This window comes from Shewanella sp. VB17, assembly GCF_013248905.1.
In the GTDB taxonomy this organism is placed as follows: Bacteria; Pseudomonadota; Gammaproteobacteria; order Enterobacterales; family Shewanellaceae; genus Shewanella.
Genome location: NZ_JABRVS010000001.1, coordinates 1176411 through 1196099, shown reverse-complemented (window position 1 = coordinate 1196099; position 19689 = coordinate 1176411). Strand labels below are relative to the sequence as shown.

The window sequence follows — 19689 nt, the reverse complement described above, 5'->3', positions numbered from 1 at the left end:
ATCGATCCCTTTACTCGTCGGTCGTCTAAAGTTGATCAAACAAAAGACAAACTTTAGGTACCCCGTCGATGATTTCACATCAACACATCTTAGCCGTATTTTCACCACACCTTTGCGCACAATACGCGTTAAGTAAAGCCTTATTATTAGCCACTAAAACACAGGCAAAACTAACATTAATTAAGCTAAAACCACCCAAGTTCAGCTTGACTAAAGGGACATATTCTCCAATCGATGGACGCCTTGAAATTGAGAATGAAAATTTAATTAAGCAATATTGTTCTTTAGGTTTAGAGGTCGAAATTAAACACGCTTCCAGCCATTCAGCACCAGCAGAAATACTCACCGAACTTAAGTATAATCAATACGATATGGTTGTTGCTAATTACAAAAATCACCACCCTATTTTTCATGAGTTTTTCTTAGCTAATGAATGGCGTTTACTGAGACAAAAACACATATCTGTGATGTTAGTCGGTGATAAACCATGGAGAAAAAACGGTCATCTTCTCACCGCAATCGAAACCAATGATCGTAGTAAAAAACACCTCGCGTTTAACAAAAAATTACTCGATGAAACTAAAATATTAGCTAACATTTTGAGCCATAAAATCCATCTTGTTAATTGCTTCCAAGATGACAATTTAAGTCTGGCTGTCAAGCCACCTAAAAGCCGCTCACATCGTCAAAAAATCAAAACCCAGCACTGGTTAAATCTAGTCGATTCAGCTCAAGACTATCATTTAGAAAATAGCCAATTACATTTGGAGGAAGGACTCGCAGATCACATCATTCCAGCTGTTGCCGACCAATATCAAGCCACTATGGTCATCATAGGTGCCAGTGAACACCATAATTGGTTGAGTAAATTAAAAGGCCACACAAGTGAGCAGATTATAGATCAATTACATTGTGATATTTTAGCTATTAAACCCTCTTGAAGCGGATCTTAAATCGAGAAGTAGCTCGTGAAATATTATCACATACCACTATTTTAGTACCTTGCTACGTTGCTCAATGTTCCCCATCGCTAGCAATTTAGGCGATGTTTCTTGTGTCTGCAAAAAATCCGCTTTATTTCCCCAACCAAACCAATCAATATCAATCAATGACTGAGCAACGGGTCCACCTAAGGTATTTCCTGGACCTAATACAATTATCTTATCAGGGGCAAACTCTTTTACTGCCACTTGTAACGCCTTAGTAAAATGATAGCTTTGCGTCACCTGCGATCCCAAAGTATAATTTCTGAGCTTATCAGTGTCGGTACTGTGTGGTGTCCATATGCCGCCTTCACCATCAATTAGAGGAACTGAAGGTGAAGTGAATAGAGTGTTAGGTAGATCATTGAGTCCATTCTCAGCAATATGCGCTAACATTGGCGAATGAAATGCACCGTGATTATACAAACGCATTGGGTAGCGTTCATCGATGTTTGGCAATATCTCTTCGAGGCGTTTTAGGCCTGCTTCATTGCCTGCTAATACTCGGTACCCACCCAGAAAAATCGATGTGTAAATCTCACAATCCGATTCAGATGCCACCAATGTGATCGCATCATCAATGATTGCCGTTAGCCTGTTATCTCGCCGCCACGCTTGGTCCATTTCTGGGTAAATTAGCTGACCACCAATTAATCCAGTCTGCATCATTGAGCCCATGGTATTAATCACATCAATGGCTGCATCAGAATCTAGTACGCCAGCACAAGCTAACGCAATATACCAGCCCATAGAATTACCTGTTACAGCGACAATGTCATATTTTTCGGTGTCAATATCCATAAAGTCAGCCATGGCACACGCATAGATTAAGGCTGACGCATTCTCACCTGCAGTGTGTCGCTTAAAAGAGTATTGATTAGCAGCGTCTAATTGCTGAATACTTTCTTGACCTAAAGCTTCTCGATAGGCATCAATACTTTTTATCAGCGCCACTTTATCCTGATGATAGGTCTGTAAATACCCCAACTCATCCTTGTTGTAACACCCTCTTCCTGGCGCAACAACCAGCACTCTCTCTTTGCTCATATATTCATTTTTTACTTCAATCGCCATAATGTTATAACGCCTCCTTCAATAGCGCGTGATCACACTCTTTACCTATCAAAGTCATTGCAGCTTCGACAATACGCTCTCTAGTAGGTAATGGTAATGTCGCCGCATCAGCAAGCGGAATAAAGCAATCTTCTGCAGTTAATCTCGCCAATGGCGGACATGAAGGACCGAGTAACTCAGTAAACCCCGTCATTAATGCTTCACTTATTGAGCCGGTCTTGCGGCACTCATCGACGATTAGGATATGCCTACAATCTTCGACGCTGGCAACTATTGCCTCTATATTTAAGGGGGCCAACCAACGAATATCTATCACTTTGACTTTTAATCCCTTTTCTATCAAAATCTTCTGTGCCTGACGACTCAGGTAGTAACCATTGCCGTAACTGATAATTCCCAGCTCATCACCTTCACCCTCTTGGTAAATTTCACCTAACAGCATTGGCTTAGCATCCTGCTCTGGAATATAACGATTTGCCCAAAGGCCATCACCAGTATCATGCAGATCTTTGGTCATATAAAGTGCTATAGGTTCGAGAAAAATGACCACTCTTTGTTCCTCATGGGCGAGCCTCACACTCTCTCTTAACATGGCTACGGCATCCGCTCCATTTGATGGACAAGCGATAATTAATCCAGGAATATCCCTAAATACTGCAAAAGAGTTATCATTATGGAAATGCCCACCAAACCCTTTCTGGTAACCCAACCCTGCAATACGGATCACCATAGGATTAGTGAACTGTCCATCAGAGAAAAAGGGTAACGTTGCCGCCTCACCTCTGATTTGATCTTCAGCATTATGTACATAGGCAAGGAACTGAATTTCAGGAATGGGTAAGATGCCGTTATGTGCCATGCCTATCGCTAACCCCAGAATAGAAGTTTCATCAAGCAAGGTATTGATCACTCGATTTGGCCCAAAGCGCTCGACCAAGCGAGACGTCACATGATAAACCCCTCCTTTTTTACCCACATCTTCACCACAGACAACAATATTGGCCAAACGTGCCATCAATTCAGTCAGAGCTAAATTGAGCAATTTCCCCATATGAAGCGGTTTGCTCAATGCCAGTTTATCCGCTTTGAACAACACAGCTCTGTGCTTTGTATCTAAATAATGACTTCTTTTAACAAGCAGTTTAGGTGGAATAATAGCTACCATAGCTTGCGCTACCGTTTGCAATTTAGGTCGACTCACTGCCATATTGGCAATCGCTGCAATGCGTGCCTTCATCGTTTGATAAAGCACAATGATCTGTTTCGAATTCATTAAACGAGCTTCAATGAGTTGCTGCGCGGATACAATTAAAGGATCTTGAGTTTCATTGTCAAAAATCTGCTCTTTACTCATATAAGCAATTTCTGCATCACTGCCTGCATGACCCATTAAACGTACTGTTCTAACATGAAGAAACACCGGTTTACGATGCACTCTGGCATATTCAGCAGCAGCCTTGCTCACCTTGTAACAATCGAGAACATCCCTGCCATCACAGTAGAAATACTTAAGTGAGGCACGCTGACTAAAATTAGCAGCAATCCAGCCTTTAGGCGTCGGAGTCGAGATACCGATACCATTATCTTCGCAAATAAACACAATCGGTAACGGAACTTGCTGATATGCTGCCCAGCAAGCGGAATTAATCGCAGTTTGAGCACTTGCATGGTTAGCTGACGCATCGCCGAAATTGCACAGCACAACACTGTCAGAGGGCATAACAGAAGCGATTGATAACCTATGCGTTAACGGAATGCTCAACGCTGCACCGACGGCCTTAGGCAAATGAGAGGCAATGGTCGACGTTTGCGGGGGGATGCTTAGTCGCTTGCTGCCCAATACTTTATGGCGACCACCAGAAGTGGGATCATCACTGGATGCAGCAAAAGACAACAACATATCATAAAGAACGGTTTCTCCAGGAACTTGGCGACTCCGCTCTATCATAAAGGCACCGCTACGATAATGCAGGAATGCCATATCAGTTGGCTTAAAAACTAAACCATAAGCTGCATTTCCTTCATGTCCTGAGCTACCAATCGTGTAGAAACCTTGATTTCTTGCTCGCATTTTTCGCGATTCAAGATCCAATAATCGACTCTTAAGCTGAGATTCAAACATACCGATAAAATCACTGTCAGACAGTGCTAATTTTCGATGATCCCAACCCTGCCCTATATCACTAAAAGCTTGTTTATCGACACGTTCAATAAAGCTTTTATCTAACGCTACTGCCCTATCTTCCATAATTGTACCCACTCATTTAGCTAATTTAACAGGCTAAAACACAAAAAATGCCTCATTTTTCTTAACTAAAAGCCTGAATGCCTGTCTGAGCTCGCCCTAAGATAAGCGCATGAATATCATGAGTCCCCTCGTAGGTATTCACTGCCTCGAGATTCATCACATGGCGAATAACATGAAACTCATCAGAAATACCATTACCTCCATGCATATCACGAGACATACGAGCAATATCCAATGCCTTGCCACAAGAATTTCTTTTAATCAAAGAGATAGCTTCAACAGATAAGGTATTTTGGTCCATTAAACGTCCGGCTTGTAAGCAAGTAAATAAGCCTGTGGTGATTTCAGTTTGCATATCAGCCAGTTTTTTTTGAATGAGCTGGTTCGCAGCTAATGGGCGGTTAAACTGAATTCTATCAAGTGTGTACTGACGAGCTCTATGCCAGCAAAACTCAGCAGCGCCCAATGCTCCCCAAGCAATACCGTAACGCGCTTTATTCAAACAACCAAATGGTCCCTTTAATCCTTCCACATTGGGCAATAAAGCAGACTCTGACACTTCGACATTATCCATCACAATTTCACCAGTCACTGATGCACGCAATGAGAATTTACCTTCAATTTTAGGTGCACTTAACCCTTTCATTCCCTTATCTAAAATGAAACCACGGATCTTACCTTCAAGCTTTGCCCACACAATAAACACATCGGCGATCGGTGAGTTGGTGATCCACATTTTGGCGCCGTTGAGCCTATAGCCGCCATCAATAGGCTCTGCACGGGTTTTCATCCCGCCGGGATCAGAACCGACATCCGGTTCAGTTAACCCAAAACACCCAACCCATTCGCCAGTGGCTAATTTAGGTAAATATTTAACTCGTTGCTCTTCACTGCCATAAGCATGTATTGGGTGCATCACCAAAGACGACTGCACACTCATCGCCGAGCGGTAACCACTGTCAACGCGCTCGATCTCACGAGCCACCAATCCGTAGCTAACATAATTGACATTTGAACAACCGTACTTTTCAGGTAATGTAGCTCCCAGCAGCCCCATTTCACCGAGTTCATTCATGATCTCGCGGTCAAAATACTCCTCTCGATTAGCCATTAGCACTCGACTCATCAATTTATCTTGAGCATAGTCATACACGCTATCGCGTATCATTCTCTCCTCATCAGAGAGTAAAGTGTTTAGCTGTAAGGGATCTGTCCAGTCAAAATGTACTCGCGCCATGGTGTTATCCTTTTAAAGGCAAAATAAATCATTCATCGCTAGTTTATAAAACAATCATTTCTTATATTGCTTACAATAAGCATAAATGCGCATAAAGAAAAATAGTCTTTTTCTTTATCTGGTATAGTCTTTACCTATGGGTTGTTTTGTACAATTCGGCATTAGAAGAGAGTAAAAACAATAAAAACAACAAAGTAACGCTAAAAAAAGACTCGACTATCACGTATCAGTTTGCATCAAATAGAGCAAAACCTCTGCCTAAGTCTCTTTTATAATGTTATCCTAGGTGTTAATTCTGTGATGAGTGTAATAAGCGGTGTCATGAACAGGTTCAAACTGGTTGCCTTTGCCTACATTTTTCTCCCTTTCTTCTCTTGGGGGCATGACGCTATACCCTGCGAAAACGAAACTAAATGTATCGAACTTAGCCGCTGGGATATTGGTCTTGCTTTTGGTTATGGTGAACGCAGTAACCCACTTAAAGATTACGATGATATGCCTATCTATCTAATACCTACTTTTGCTTATTACGGTGAAAGTTGGTTTTTTGATAATGGCAATGTCGGCTACACATTAGCCGAAGAAGAACAATTCACTCTTAACTTAACCACGAGTCTCAGTACCGACAGTGCATACTTTCATCGCTGGGATCCATCAAATATTTTTATCGCAGGTACCAATGAGCTTCAAAGGAACCCAGCCACTAATCTTACAAGAACATTCTCAAGAACCGTTAGCCCACCTGTTATCGGCCCTTTAGATAAAAGAAGATTTACTTATCTAGGTGGCCTAGAAGCTTTTTTTTACACCCGAGCCGGTATCATTAACTTTTCACTAGCCCACGATGTACTAAATGTACACCAAGGTACCGAAGCTAAAGTAAAATGGCTTTATAATCTAGCTGTCAATAACTGGAATTTTGAATTGGCACTGAGGTTAGACTGGAAAAGTGAAAACCTAGTAGATTATTATTACGGGGTTAGAGAAAGTGAAAGTCTTTATTGGAGTCGTGCCTACAAGGCAAAATCAGCATTAAACACAGGAATTGAATTGACCAGCCATTACGTCATGAGTCAGCATTGGGATCTGTTATTTTTAGCTCGATACACAAAAATTGCTGATGAAATAGCTGAAAGTCCGCTACTTAACGAAGACTATACGAGTACCTTTTATATTGGTACAAGTTATAGATTTTAAAACAGGTGAAAATATCCACAACCATAATGACTTTATTTCTGTTGCTCTGCTTAACAATCACGAGCAGTAAACAGACACTAGCAAATGAAACTGAACAATTAAGGACCAAACTAACCATATCGCCCGAATTTTGTATCACCTCTGATAAGCAGCTCACTTGTGAGTTAATGGTACAGCTCTCTTGGGAAAGTGAGCAACTCAGGTCAATCTGTATTTTATCTGACTATGAACACATGGCTAAATGGTGTTCAGAAAGTGCTGAGGTTAATTCATTAAACTTAAATATAAGCACAACAGAAGATATTCAGTTTGTAATGATAGATAAAGCAACACATGAAACGCTTGCTAAGGTCAAACTAGAAGTCACACCGACTGTAGAAGCCAAAGTGAGAAGACGCTATCGTAACCCTTGGAGTTTATTCTAATGACAGATCCTCAACCACCCCATAGAGTCTTACTGGTAGAAGATGATATTCGCCTCGCCAATTTGATTATGGACTATTTAAAGTCTCATGGAATTCACGTTGAAGTTGAACGTAGAGGTGACACTGTACTCACACGCCTGATTAACTATAAACCTGACATCATTCTACTCGATATTATGCTTCCTGGAATGGACGGTTTAACATTATGTGAGAAATTACCAGACTACTTCGCTGGTCCTATTTTACTGATGAGCGCCCTCGGCTCAGCGGAAGATCAGGTCAAAGGCTTAGAGTTAGGTGCCGATGACTATGTCGTCAAACCTGTCGATCCCGCTCTTCTCATTGCCAGAATTAATAACTTACTACGCAGAACGGCAAAACCACCTAAAGTAGAGTCTCATTGTTTATCTTTCGGAAAACTAAGCATAGATCCTCATGTTCAAGTCATTAGGCTTGACGATCTTGAAGTGGATTTGACTAGCCATGAGTTTGAACTTCTCTGGTTATTGGCCTCTCAAGCTGGGCAAGTATTAAGTCGTCAATATATTTACCAATACTTGCTTAATATCGATTTTGACGGTAAAGATAGAAAAATCGACGTGAGGGTCTCAAGATTGAGAAAGAAACTGGGTGATAATGTTGAAACACCTTTTAGAATTAAAACTGTTTGGGGACAAGGTTACTTATTTGCTCCTGAAGCGTGGACTAATTAAATTTAATTGAAAAGTCAGTTTTAACTAAACTGCGTTATAGACGGAACTAAACATTGAAACGACTTTTTATCAGCCTGTATCTGCTCATCAGCTTAAGTATATTAGGTATAGGTTGGACATTAGATAACATTTGGCAAAATAATGTCGAAGACAGCGGTTCAATGGATGCACCGCTAATCGCATTAGCACAATTACTGAGTAAGCTACCGGAACAAGACCGCTTAGACTACTTAACCCAAATAGGTCACAACCCTCGTTACCCACTTGAGCTGGTAGATTCTAATCAAATAGCCTTAGCAAATCAGCACACGTTAACGAATAAAAATGTCGTTATCACCACATTAGATGATCATTTAGAGCTCCATTTTATCAAGGTTGACCAACAAATTCTAATCGCGGGTCCCATCGAAATCGATCCACGCGCTCCCTTACGTAAACTCTTTACCTTATTTTTCTATTTATCATTAGGGCTAATTGCACTTATCTGGGTATGGCCATTATCAAGAGATTTAAAAACCCTGCGTAATGCCACTCATGAATTTGGACAAGCAAAGTGGGACACACAAATAGAACTTTCTCCTCGCTCACAAGTACTACCATTGGCCACAACATTTAATGAAATGTCCAAGCAAATAAGTACCCTGATCGAAAACCAAAAACACTTGTCTAATGCTGTTTCTCATGAAATTCGTACCCCACTCGCTAGATTAAAGTTCGCTTTGGCATTAATGCCTCATTACTGTAAACCAGATTCAGACGAACAACGTAGAACCGAGTTTATTGAAGAAATGCAGCTCGATGTTAAGGAAATGGAGAACCTCTTGCAAGAGTTGCTCACCTATGCAAGCCTTGAGTCACAACGTAAAGAAGCACAGTTTGAACATTGCGATCTTACCGCAATTACCCTGCAAACCATTAAGCGTTTATCATCATCAAATACACCACCGATAAAATGCAATAATAACGCACTGCCAGTCTACCTTTTGGGTGATCCATCCCTGATTGAAAGAGCGATACAAAACTTAATCACTAACGCCCAAAGGTTCGCTCAACACGAAATAAACATTGAAATAGAACAAAGTCAGCAGCATATCTACCTGTGCGTCGCCAACGATGGACCTGGAGTACCAAAGAAAGACCAAAGTAAAATATTTGAACCTTTCTACCGTAGTCAATCTGTACAAAATGGCAATAAAGGACATGGTCTGGGCTTAGCAATTATCAAACGAATTATGGATAGGCATAAAGGAAACGTTAAACTTGAAAGCTGTGAAGATAAAACGTGTTTTATACTAAGTTGGCCGAAGCCTGAAATACTTATTCCAAAGTAAAATCATCTAAAGATAAATCAGTGCCTTGCGATGACGTAGCAGCCTCGAAATCGAATGATGAGTTTACCTCTGCAATCTCTTGCTGTAATTGCGCTTTCCTCGACTTTATTATCGCGAGCTGACGGCGGCGTTTTCTCTGCTTACAAAGGCGAATAACGTCATATTTTTTCGCATCAGAAAATATTAACCAATTAAATCGCTCGTCTCTATTACGCAAGCAGCCTTTGCAATACCCCCGAGCATCGGTTTGGCAGATCCCAATGCAAGGACTTTGAATTTCAAAGAATTCTAATTGCTCCATCAATGCCCCCCCCCATCTTTACGCTCTTCAGAATATAGATATCATCAAGTTTCCGTTACTTAACGAAAATAAATCAGATCAATATAAATCGCTTAACAAGACTTAAACTTACAAAATAAATAAACAAATACATAAACAAATAAAAACAATTGCAACCTACCATTTCTTAGTAAGCCGTCAGATTGACAACCTTCATAAAAGCTTAGTCAAAAAATCATAAAACCCTGCTAAACTAGCCAACTTAATAAAACTTTTAACTCATCAAAAATAAACTTAAACAACATTTTTCACATGGAAAAAATAATATGTATCACACTGCTGTAAAGCCTTACTCAATGATTATCACGTTAGCTGGTACATTACTGCTAGCTGGCTGTGGGGGGAGTGACAATGATAAAACAGATGACAAAGTCGCTGCACAAGTTGGCCCAAGACCATTATATTTAATCACTCAAATGCAAGATAGTGAGCTTAAAACAACACTAGCACAATGTCGTGATCAACCATTTTACCGCAGTGATTTTTCCATAGGTCATCGTGGTGCAGCAATGCAGTTTCCCGAACATACTAGAGAATCTTACCAAGCGGCCATCGATTCAGGTGCAGGGATCGTTGAATGCGATGTAACCTTTACCTCAGACAAAGCCTTGGTCTGTCGTCACTCTCAGTGTGATTTGGCAGCCACCACTAATATTTTATCGATCCCTGAACTGGCAGCGCAATGCTCAGTACCTTTTACTCCTGCCGCTAATGGTGAAAAAGCTCAGGCCACCTGTTGTACAAGCGACATTACTCTTGCACAATTTAAAACACTTAAAGGTAAAATGGATGGCGTAAATCCTAATGCGACCAACGTAGAGCAATTCATGGCTGGAACAGCAAATTGGCGCACCGATCTCTACTCAGGTAATGGCACATTAATGACCCATGCAGAAAGCATTGCGATGTTCAAAGCAGCAGGAGTAAAAATGACACCTGAACTAAAATCAGCAGCAGTACAGATGCCATTTGATGGATTCAGCCAACAAGATTATGCACAAAAAATGTTAGATGAATACCAAGCTGCCGATGTTCCAGCATCACAGGTTTATCCACAGTCATTTCATCTTGAAGACATTCAATATTGGATCTCAAATACACCAGAATTTGCTAACCAAGCGGTATTTCTCGACGAAAGAAATGAGCATGAAGGTTTAGATCCTCAAAACCCTGATACTTGGGTACCAAACATGGATGAATTGAAAAACCAAGGCGTCGAATACATCGCACCTCCTTTATGGATGTTAGTCACTTTAGATAATAATAAAAAAATTGTTCCGTCTGAATATGCCAAAGCAGCCAAAGCTGCACAGCTTAACATTATCACTTGGTCACTGGAACGCTCAGGGATAATAACTGATGTAAATGAAACTGATGGCAAGAAAGGGGGTTGGTATTATCAAAGTATCGAAGGAATTATCGATAATGAAGGCGTTGCCTTTGAATTATTAGATGTATTAGCCAAAGATGTGGGAGTTAAAGGGGTATTTTCAGACTGGCCAGCAACAGTGACTTACTATGCAAACTGCATGGGGATTAAGGACTAATTACTCCACTTTAATAAGCGTAGGGTGCTGATTATAATTTAATCGTCAGCACCTCTAACATTTTTCTATAGACATAGACATAAACCTAATACTTCTCACTTGCATATTTAGCCATATCTTTTTGCGATACATTTTCAGCTAAAAAACTGACTATTGCTCAAATACTCTCTGTTGATACAAGGTAAAAAAAGCTTAATGAAACAAATAATTAAGCCAACCCTGCATTCTTAACAGTACCTTGCGCATGATTGCTACATGGGAAAAGTAATGAGTATAAACAGCAGCCTGCCCAGCGACTCCAGCAGGAAAATTATTTCGTATCGCATTATCATCAAGTTCAATCAAAACAATCACTCTTCCTCGCTGCATCAAATGCTGTGATGAGATTAGAGCACCTGTGGACTGGAGCTCACCCTCTGCCATAGCAGGTAACACTCTTGCGACTTTCCCAGTGAACACCTGACCAGGAGCTGCATCTAATATCACTTCAGCCTCATCTCCCTCTTTAAGCCTTAAAAGTGAGTTCTGCCAGAATGCTCCAGCAAAATAACGCTCCTCGTCTGGAATAAAGCTCATCAGCGATCGTAAAGGCATAGGAACAGCAACAATACCAGGTCTAAGAGCCATTTGAGTCACCATGCCATCAGAGGGCGCCCTAACAACGGTCATCTTGAGATCGAACAGCGCCTTATCGAGTTGCCCCTGAATTTCAGCAACCTTAGTGTTAACTCCATCAATATTGGAAAGAAATGCAAGCCTGCTCTTTAGCTCTTCAGCTAAAGACATTGTCAGCTGTGCTTCTGATGCTAAATAAAGCTGACGTTTATCATCGAGTTCAAGTTCAGTAAAAGGAGAATTTGGCCCCCCTTTTATCTTACCTTTAGCGTAACGTGCATAAGCTGATTTGGTCCTATCTCTATCTGCTGTCGCTCGGTCAACATTCGCCACTGATGATTGCCAAGTTGCTTCAAGTTGGGGCACTTCTTGTTCAGCTGATAGCAGTGCAGCTTGTTTCTGTTTTACAACAGCTCTGAAAGGAGTAGGGTCAATTCTAAACAGTACATCACCTTCTTTCACTGGCACGTTAGGCTTCACCTCAACCGAAGTCACTACCCCTCTTACCGCCGGGTTTATCGGAACCGAAACAAAATATTCTTTAGCAAATGGAGTATAGGGGTGGTTATAGTTCATCAAAAGAATTAAAGCACCAACAATAAATACCCCACCCAGAATCGCTGTAGGTACCGTCCATTTATTTAAAGGGATCCTAAAAATTTTAAAAATGGCAATACAAATAGCGGTATAGGTAAGGATGAGCAATAGATCCATCTTATACCTCCGTTTTGCTAGGAGGAGTATCACAGGAAGTAACGACGGACTGTTGACATTTATTATCAAGTTCTATCGATTGCAATCTAAGCTCTAATTTTGCCACTGTTTCATTGAGCAATTTCATTTCATCTTCTAAAGTAAGCTCCCTTGCTAATATAGAATTAAAGCCCCATCCTCTGTCTTCGCGGTACAAAGTGGCCCAAATCCAAAGAAATGGCCAAATAGCATGTAACGTAAACAGACTCACCCAACCAGCGATATGCAGTGCATCTTGCTGAGGATGATTACGTTTTTTTGCAATTTCATAGGGGATATCGTGGATCACGATAATTCCATAAAAAATAAAAATAGCAACGAATAAAATGACGCCCAACGCAAAGTAATCTAAAAACACGGTTAGCTCCTTTGTTGCTATAAATCCTACTGACTAATAAATAGATCATCAATTTTATTAACTGATATTGATATAAAATTAACCTTAGAATATTTTCACAACAAAGCACCATAAAAAAACAGATACTTGTTATCTAATATTAATTAACCTTATTTTTCACTTTACCTGCTAAGAATGCAGCGAGATTATCAATAGCAATACTCAGTAAGTTCTGCCTAGCTTCTAACGTAGCCCAAGAATTATGTGGAGTGACACTAATATTGGTCGCTGTAAGCAATGGATTATCTCTTTGTGGAGGCTCGGTTGAGAGAACATCCAATCCTGCTCCAGCAATATCACCATTAGATAACGCTTGGCTCAACGCAGCTTCATCGATAAGTCCACCACGTGCGGTATTGATCAAAATGGCCGTTGTACGCATCGATTTTAGCCATTCACGATTAATGATCTTATCCGTTGCTTCTGTTAACGGGCAATGCAGAGAAAGTATATCCACTTGAGGTATCATCTCATCTAACACACTCCACTTTACACCAGCAGGTAAATCCACCAACGGTGTACGTGTATTAACTAACACTTTCATCCCAAAAGCTAAAGCCAGAACACTCACTTGTCGACCTATGGCACCATAGCCCATTAAGCCCAATGTTTTTCCCTTTAAAGACTGCAGTGGATTAAGAGTAAAGCAAAAATCTTGACTCTCATTCCATTTCCCTTGCATAACTGCATTGTGATGAACCGCGACTTGTTGAGTATGGTGAAGTATATGAGCAAAAACCATTTGAGCAACAGCATCAGCCCCATAATCAGGTACGTTGGTCACAACCACTCCGTATTCAGCTGCCGTAACCAAATCAACCACATCGGTGCCAGTGGCAAGCACACCTATATATTTAAGTTTTGGGAGCTTAGTGAGAATATTCGTTGATATTTTAGTTTTATTAGTCAACAGTATTTCAGCATCTGTTGCGCGATAGAACAAATCCATTTCAGAGGTTCTATCATAGCAAATCAATTCATCACCATTGGTAAGCTTACCAAGTTGCTCCCAATTTAAGTCTCCTGGATTAAGCGTATAACCATCAAGTACTACTATTTTCATTGTATTTATGTCTCTACTAAAATTTCAGCTTAGCACCCAAGTTTATCTGTCCTTGCCACATGATATCTGAACGTATTGACCACAAGCAGTCTCCATCATCACAAAATAACATGCTATCACTATCAATAAAGGTGGCATAACCTCTAGCCTCTGAAAATATCGAAATAGATGATGTTAATTGATAGTCAATACCGGCACCTAACCCCATCGAAAACAGTGTCTCATTTGAGTACTCCCCACTCGGTCGCATACTCGTCAACCCTAAACTTGCGCTAACATAGGGCTTTAAATTACCATTTGGAAAATACAGAGTTCCGCCAATATGTAAATAATCCAAATCAAGATCTATGATTGGCGCAGTGCTCACACTGCCATTCGCTTGTAATATTGGAGACTGATGACTGTACATAAGATAAATATCACCAGGATCTAGCGTCGTAAACCCCATCATAAGGCCATAATGCTCTGACTCTGAAAGGGTGAGATTTCCACTTTCATTATTGGTCAAGTGACTGGTATCAGCACTTTTTACGCTGAACTCACTCGTACCAACACTATAACCTCCAAACGGAGCAACAAACACATCAGCAAAAACCGCTGAGGCAACTAACAGACAAGTCGTCATAAATGAGAAACATCCAATGTGATGCACTATGTTCATATCCGTTCTTCTCATCAATGAGTTAAGTCGTGATATTAACGCATACCTCGATCTGTTTTAACTTTATCGTAGGCAGCTTGAATATCTTGAGTTTTTGTTTTCGCCAGCTCCATCATCTCTGGAGGTAAGCCCTTAGCGACTAATTTATCTGGGTGATGTTCATTCATCAATTTACGATAACTGCGTTTTATTTCTTGATCCGACGAAGCGTCGCTTAAACCAAGTAAAGAATACGCATCTTCAATGCTAGTTTGATTATTATTTCCACCTTGATGGAAATTAAACTCAGCCTGCCAGCGCTTAAGCAATTCATCAAGTTGTGTACGGCTAAAACCGAGTTCATAAGCAATAACCAGTAACACCTCATGCTCTTCAGGATCTAGCTTAGCATCTGAAAGTGCTGTCTGGATCTGGATCTCAAGAAACATCTGTAGCAATTCTTTACGCCCCATGGAGATAACACGAAAAGTGGCTAAACATGCTTTAATGTCAAAATCGCTCTCTTTCCCCTCTTTAAATGCAGCTTGCGCTTCTTTTCTCGCCTCACCTTTTAATTGCATTTGATCCATTAACATGGTCGCAATACGAATATCATTTTCAGTGACATGGCCCGACGATTTAGCCACGTGTCCCATAACCGAGAAAGTCGTCTTAAAAAATAGAGTCTGTCGATTTGCCCCCTTACCTATCATGCCGCTAAGTTGCGCACTTTTTTTATCGAGCTGGTGACCTAGCCAAAGACCTATAATTGCGCCAAGGATACGACCAAACATAAAACCAATGGCAAAACCAAAAAACTTACCCCAAATACGCATCAAAAAACCTTAATATCTAAATATAAAAATAATAGTAAAACCAAATACTCATCAACCTTGCTGACGCTTCTCTAACTGTTCCAAACGCTCTATCGTACCAACGTCACACCAAAAACCTGCAAAGTATTCACCAGAAACGAGTCCAAACTCCATTTTATTCCTCAGAAGAGGCCCAAGAGAAAAAACGGTATCTGGTGCCCCATCAAAAAGAGAAGGGTGATAAATCCCCATGCCAGAGAATGTCAAAGTCACTTCATCAGCAAAACATGTATTATATACTAGGCCGTTTTTCAGTGAGAAATCTCCTTGGGGGTGCTGGCTAGGGTTATCAACTAGCCATAAATGCGCCAACGTATCTTTAAGAAGCGCATTTAAATCAAGGTATCGAAAATCTGGTAACTCATCAATAAACACATCACCATTGATAACAAAAAATGGTTCTTCTCCCAGTAATGGTAAGGCTTGCTTAATTCCTCCGCCAGTTTCTAACGCACAGAGCTCAGCACTATACTGAATACTCGCCCCAAAGCGACGACCATCACCTAACGCTTCAACTAACTTATGCCCAAGCCAAGCATGATTAATAACTATATCCCTAATACCCATTTCTACCAATCGCTCAATATGGTAAATAATTAATGGTCTTTCAGCGACACAAATCAAGGGTTTAGGCACACTATCTGTTAATGGTCTTAGTCTCTCACCTCTACCAGCAGCCAAAATCATCGCTTTCACGATCTCGCCTCAACAGCTGGGATCACACAATCTGAAACCCACATATTAAATGAATGAAACTCTGGATAGCGAGCTGAGATATCTCTAATATATTCAAGAGTTAATGGGATATCAGCCATATAAGCTGGTTTGTTATCCCGATATTTTAGCCGTGCAAAAATTCCTGCCGCTTTGATATGTCGTTGTAACCCCATCAAATCAAACCAACGAGTATAAGTCGATAAAGTCACATTCCCTTCAATCAAGGCTGAATACTTCAATTGTTCATAATGTCGTTTCATTAATGTATCCACGATATTGTCTGGCCAACGAATGTAACAATCTCTTAGAAGAGACACTGCATCGTATGTCACAGGCCCCAATACAGCATCTTGGAAATCGATCACCTTTAGTTCATCATTTTGTAACATCAGATTTCGGCTATGGTAGTCTCGATGCATGCCGATTTTAGGTTGTGTATTAGCACTCTCAATTAGACAAGAAAACACTATTTGCAGCATATTTCGAGTCTTTTCATCAAGTTTGATACCAAGGTGATGTTTTATCAACCAATTAGAAAAAATATCTAATTCGAGTTGAATAAAAGCATCATCATATAAAGGTAACCTTTCCCCTCCGCTCTGGGTCACTAAACTCACTTTTGTTAACAGTGATAGAGCCTGACTATAATACGCGGTAACATTGTCTTCATTTAATACTGAAAGAAGCTCAACATCACCTAAATCACTTAGCAACAAAAAACCATCTTCTATATTTTTTTCAATTACTTGAGGAACCTTAATACCTTTTTCTGAATAAGCGTTAGCCATATTAATAAATGGAGTAACGTTAATCAATTCAGGGGGCGAATCCATGACGATAAAGCTTATATTCTCGTGTTGAACACGAAAATATCGTCGATAACTAGCGTCACCAGAAATCAGTTTAGGGAAAACGGGTGAATCGAAAATTTGATGCAACCATCTATTTAGCGCAATAAATCTAAGTTCTGACAAGGACACCTCATGGCTCTTATGTAAAAATTGCTTTATTATAAAGCAAAATGTGATCGGCTAATAATCTCAATATCGATATTTAGCCCAGTTACATAAAAATTAAGGTGACTTTTGTCCCTCACTATTATTTTACAAACGAAGAAATCCTATTAAAAGACTCAAAATGCAGACCCGTTATTTATTGGCACTAAGCTTACTTCCACAATTAGTCTTGGCGGAAGAAACGACCATGACTTCCGATGCTACCATGCAATGCATCGTCGAGCCTCCCGTTCCACATATCACAGCCAAGGACAATGAAGATACTGACTATTTAACGCAAGAAATCAGGATTATGTCTAATCGTTCGGAAGCTCAAATGGGTCAACAAGCCAAATTTACTGGTGATGTGTCTTTTAGTCAGGGCAACCGTAATATCGCCGCTGACGAAGCCATTTTAGATCAACAAAAAGAACAGCTAGACGCTAATGGCAGTTTGATTTTTCAAGATCCAATGATAACCATTACAGCTGATTCTCTCATTGCAGAAATGCGCACTAATACCGCATCACTTTGGGGTGCACAATATTGGCTCAATGGTCGGCAAATTCATGGCAATGCTGAAAAGTTAGAAATAACCCCTGATAACGATCTGCATTTAAGCAAAACCAATTTTACCAGCTGTCCACCAGGAGATAGCTCATGGCTATTTGAAGCTGACACCATCAAAATTGACAGCACAGAAGAGTCGTTGGAACTATCAGATGCAAAATTGAAAATAGGGGGGGTCCCTGTATTTTATATTCCATATATGTCTGTGCCTATCTCTAATAAACGTAAATCTGGTTTTTTATTTCCAGAGTTCGGTAACAATTCAACCAACGGCATGGAAATTTCGACCCCCTATTATTGGAATATCTCACCAGAATATGATCTGACCCTGACGCCTAATTACATGACTTCTAGAGGGTTATTCCTTAAAACTGATTTTCGCTATTTAGCGGGAGAATCACAACAAGGTGGCATCAATTTAGAGTACCTAAACGACGATGATATGCTGGCAGATTCACCCTCACGTTATCTGTATCATTGGGATCATAAAGGATCAATTAATGAAAACTGGCGCGTTATGGCTGACTTTACTGATGTATCTGATGATAATTACTTTAGTGATCTAGACTCCGATGTCCAGCAGTCGACAGATAATCAAATATCTCGTATTGGAGAAATGAGTTATTTAGAAAAAAATTGGGACTTCAGTGCGCGAGTACAAGATATTAAAGTGCTTGGCGAAGATGAAAAGCCTTACCAAGTGATGCCACAAATTGACTTGAACTACCGTTCTCCTAATTTTTGGAATGGCTTTGATTTTGCGTTTTTCGGTGAAGCGACTAATTTTGAAAATGATAAAAATGATCAACCAGATGCTACACGTCTTCATCTTGAACCCACGATGACTTATCCAATACATGGGCCTGCAGGCTCTTTGACCAGTGAATTTAAGTTACTGCAAACTTACTATTGGCAAGATATAAATGACCTCACTAACAACCAACAACTAGACAACTCCGTCAGTCGTACTTTACCTCAGGTTCGTTTTCATGGTCAGATAAATTTTGAACGTTTTACCAGCTATTTTGATGAAAACTATCGACAAACCTTAGAGCCTCAGTTTCAATATCTCTATGTGGGTTATGAAGAACAGAACAATATAGGCATATATGATACTGCAAAAATGCAAGAAGATTACTTTGGATTATTTCGTGATAGACGTTTTTCTGGTATTGATAGAATAGCTGATGCGAACCAATTAACTCTCGGTTTAACCACGCGCCTATTTGATCAACATAACCAGGAAACATTTAAGTTCAGCCTAGGACAAATTCATTACTTTAAAGAAAGCAAAGTTGGTATCAGTGATCCAACAAATCAAACGGGTAATTTCATTCAAGAAAATAGTTCAAACTCAGTTCTCGCTGCAGAATTAAGTACTAAATTATACCAAGACTGGTACATGAGCGGTTCGATTCAGTATGATACCAAACTCAGTGATAATAAAAAAACTGAAGTAACACTCGATTTTAGGCCAGGAGTCAATAAGTTACTTCAGTTTAGCTATCGCTATGTCCCAGATCTACAAGACAGTAATATAGACACAGATAACGCTGATTCTGTGGATATTTCACAAACAGGCATCCGAGGTGCTTGGCCAGTAAATGACAACATATATTTGATCGCAGATTGGTATTATGATCTTAACGAACGTCGTAATATTGAAACTTACGCAGGTTTTCAATATGAATCTTGTTGCTGGGCGATAGGTTTAGGTTATTATAATCGACTCAAAGCAAATTATGACAATAATATTGATGATATACAGAATAACCGGGAGCTTTTTGACAGCGGTATATCTTTCACTTTCACGATAAGAGGGCTCGGGGGATCAGGTCCATTAGGCGTATCACATACGTTTGATGATGGCTTGTTTAATTATCGTAAACCTCTGTACCTTACAGATTAAGTATTGCATAGGCTATTGAACTAACCGTGTAAAACTGAAGATGATACAAGTGGTAATGCG

General features: G+C 40.1%; 18 protein-coding genes. 7 read left to right on the top strand and 11 right to left on the bottom strand.

Features of this window, described 5'->3' with window-relative positions:
• The first annotated feature begins 68 nt into the window (after positions 1-68).
• Positions 69-941 carry a universal stress protein gene (locus HQQ94_RS05045; protein WP_173293384.1) on the top strand — a complete coding sequence of 291 codons (873 nt, stop codon included), beginning with the start codon at positions 69-71 and terminating at the stop codon, positions 939-941.
• A 48-nt stretch (positions 942-989) separates the two neighbouring features.
• Here HQQ94_RS05045 and HQQ94_RS05040 read toward each other — a convergent pair whose 3' ends face one another.
• From HQQ94_RS05040 to HQQ94_RS05030, 3 genes are all read right to left on the bottom strand, one after another.
• Positions 990-2057: an ACP S-malonyltransferase gene (locus tag HQQ94_RS05040; RefSeq protein WP_173293383.1), complete on the bottom strand. Its 1068-nt coding sequence runs from the start codon at positions 2055-2057 to the stop codon at positions 990-992.
• 4 nt (positions 2058-2061) lie between these two features.
• A complete protein-coding gene (locus HQQ94_RS05035; protein WP_173293382.1) occupies positions 2062-4305 on the bottom strand; it encodes an alpha-ketoacid dehydrogenase subunit alpha/beta in 2244 nt (747 codons plus the stop codon).
• A 61-nt stretch (positions 4306-4366) separates the two neighbouring features.
• Positions 4367-5542, bottom strand: coding sequence for an acyl-CoA dehydrogenase (locus HQQ94_RS05030; protein WP_173293381.1), 1176 nt, complete (start codon positions 5540-5542; stop codon positions 4367-4369).
• A gap of 321 nt (positions 5543-5863) precedes the next feature.
• On the opposite strand from HQQ94_RS05030, the gene HQQ94_RS05025 reads away from it, so the two are divergent.
• The 4 genes from HQQ94_RS05025 to HQQ94_RS05010 are packed head-to-tail and all read left to right on the top strand — an operon-like array spanning position 5864 to position 9208.
• Positions 5864-6739: a MipA/OmpV family protein gene (locus HQQ94_RS05025; RefSeq protein WP_173293380.1), complete on the top strand. Its 876-nt coding sequence runs from the start codon at positions 5864-5866 to the stop codon at positions 6737-6739.
• 5 nt (positions 6740-6744) lie between these two features.
• Positions 6745-7164, top strand: coding sequence for a DUF3019 domain-containing protein (locus HQQ94_RS05020; RefSeq protein WP_309247236.1), 420 nt, complete (start codon positions 6745-6747; stop codon positions 7162-7164).
• A complete protein-coding gene (locus HQQ94_RS05015) occupies positions 7164-7877 on the top strand; it encodes a response regulator (RefSeq protein WP_173293379.1) in 714 nt (237 codons plus the stop codon). Before HQQ94_RS05020 ends, HQQ94_RS05015 begins: the two co-directional genes overlap by 1 nt.
• 53 nt (positions 7878-7930) lie before the next feature.
• Positions 7931-9208, top strand: a complete 1278-nt coding sequence (locus HQQ94_RS05010; RefSeq protein ID WP_173293378.1) for an ATP-binding protein — start codon at positions 7931-7933, stop codon at positions 9206-9208.
• On the opposite strand, the gene HQQ94_RS05005 is transcribed toward HQQ94_RS05010, so the two are convergent.
• Positions 9195-9509, bottom strand: a complete 315-nt coding sequence (locus HQQ94_RS05005) for a DUF1289 domain-containing protein (RefSeq protein ID WP_173293377.1) — start codon at positions 9507-9509, stop codon at positions 9195-9197. The genes HQQ94_RS05010 and HQQ94_RS05005 overlap by 14 nt on opposite strands.
• Before the next feature lie 305 nt (positions 9510-9814).
• On the opposite strand from HQQ94_RS05005, the gene HQQ94_RS05000 reads away from it, so the two are divergent.
• Complete coding sequence (locus HQQ94_RS05000) at positions 9815-11095, top strand: glycerophosphodiester phosphodiesterase family protein (RefSeq protein WP_173293376.1); 1281 nt, start codon at positions 9815-9817, stop codon at positions 11093-11095.
• A 192-nt stretch (positions 11096-11287) separates the two neighbouring features.
• Here the strand turns inward: HQQ94_RS05000 and HQQ94_RS04995 are convergent, their stop codons facing one another.
• The 7 genes from HQQ94_RS04995 to HQQ94_RS04965 form a co-directional block, all read right to left on the bottom strand.
• Positions 11288-12424 carry an HlyD family secretion protein gene (locus tag HQQ94_RS04995; protein ID WP_173293375.1) on the bottom strand — a complete coding sequence of 379 codons (1137 nt, stop codon included), beginning with the start codon at positions 12422-12424 and terminating at the stop codon, positions 11288-11290.
• Between the two features lies 1 nt (position 12425).
• Complete coding sequence (locus tag HQQ94_RS04990; protein WP_173293374.1) at positions 12426-12821, bottom strand: DUF3302 domain-containing protein; 396 nt, start codon at positions 12819-12821, stop codon at positions 12426-12428.
• Positions 12822-12960: 139 nt separating this feature from the next.
• On the bottom strand, positions 12961-13923 hold the full coding sequence (locus tag HQQ94_RS04985; protein WP_173293373.1) for a D-2-hydroxyacid dehydrogenase: 963 nt from the start codon (positions 13921-13923) through the stop codon (positions 12961-12963).
• Positions 13924-13939: 16 nt separating this feature from the next.
• Positions 13940-14548: an outer membrane beta-barrel protein gene (locus HQQ94_RS04980; RefSeq protein ID WP_254304003.1), complete on the bottom strand. Its 609-nt coding sequence runs from the start codon at positions 14546-14548 to the stop codon at positions 13940-13942.
• Positions 14549-14619: 71 nt separating this feature from the next.
• Positions 14620-15399 carry a co-chaperone DjlA gene (gene djlA, locus HQQ94_RS04975; protein WP_173293371.1) on the bottom strand — a complete coding sequence of 260 codons (780 nt, stop codon included), beginning with the start codon at positions 15397-15399 and terminating at the stop codon, positions 14620-14622.
• Positions 15400-15450: 51 nt separating this feature from the next.
• Positions 15451-16134, bottom strand: coding sequence for an N-acetylmuramate alpha-1-phosphate uridylyltransferase MurU (gene murU / locus HQQ94_RS04970; protein ID WP_173293370.1), 684 nt, complete (start codon positions 16132-16134; stop codon positions 15451-15453).
• Positions 16131-17135, bottom strand: a complete 1005-nt coding sequence (locus HQQ94_RS04965) for a phosphotransferase (RefSeq protein ID WP_173293369.1) — start codon at positions 17133-17135, stop codon at positions 16131-16133. The genes murU and HQQ94_RS04965 overlap by 4 nt, the downstream gene beginning before the upstream one ends.
• A gap of 157 nt (positions 17136-17292) precedes the next feature.
• On the opposite strand from HQQ94_RS04965, the gene lptD reads away from it, so the two are divergent.
• A complete protein-coding gene (lptD, locus tag HQQ94_RS04960) occupies positions 17293-19629 on the top strand; it encodes an LPS assembly protein LptD (RefSeq protein ID WP_173293368.1) in 2337 nt (778 codons plus the stop codon).
• Positions 19630-19689: the final 60 nt, after the last annotated feature.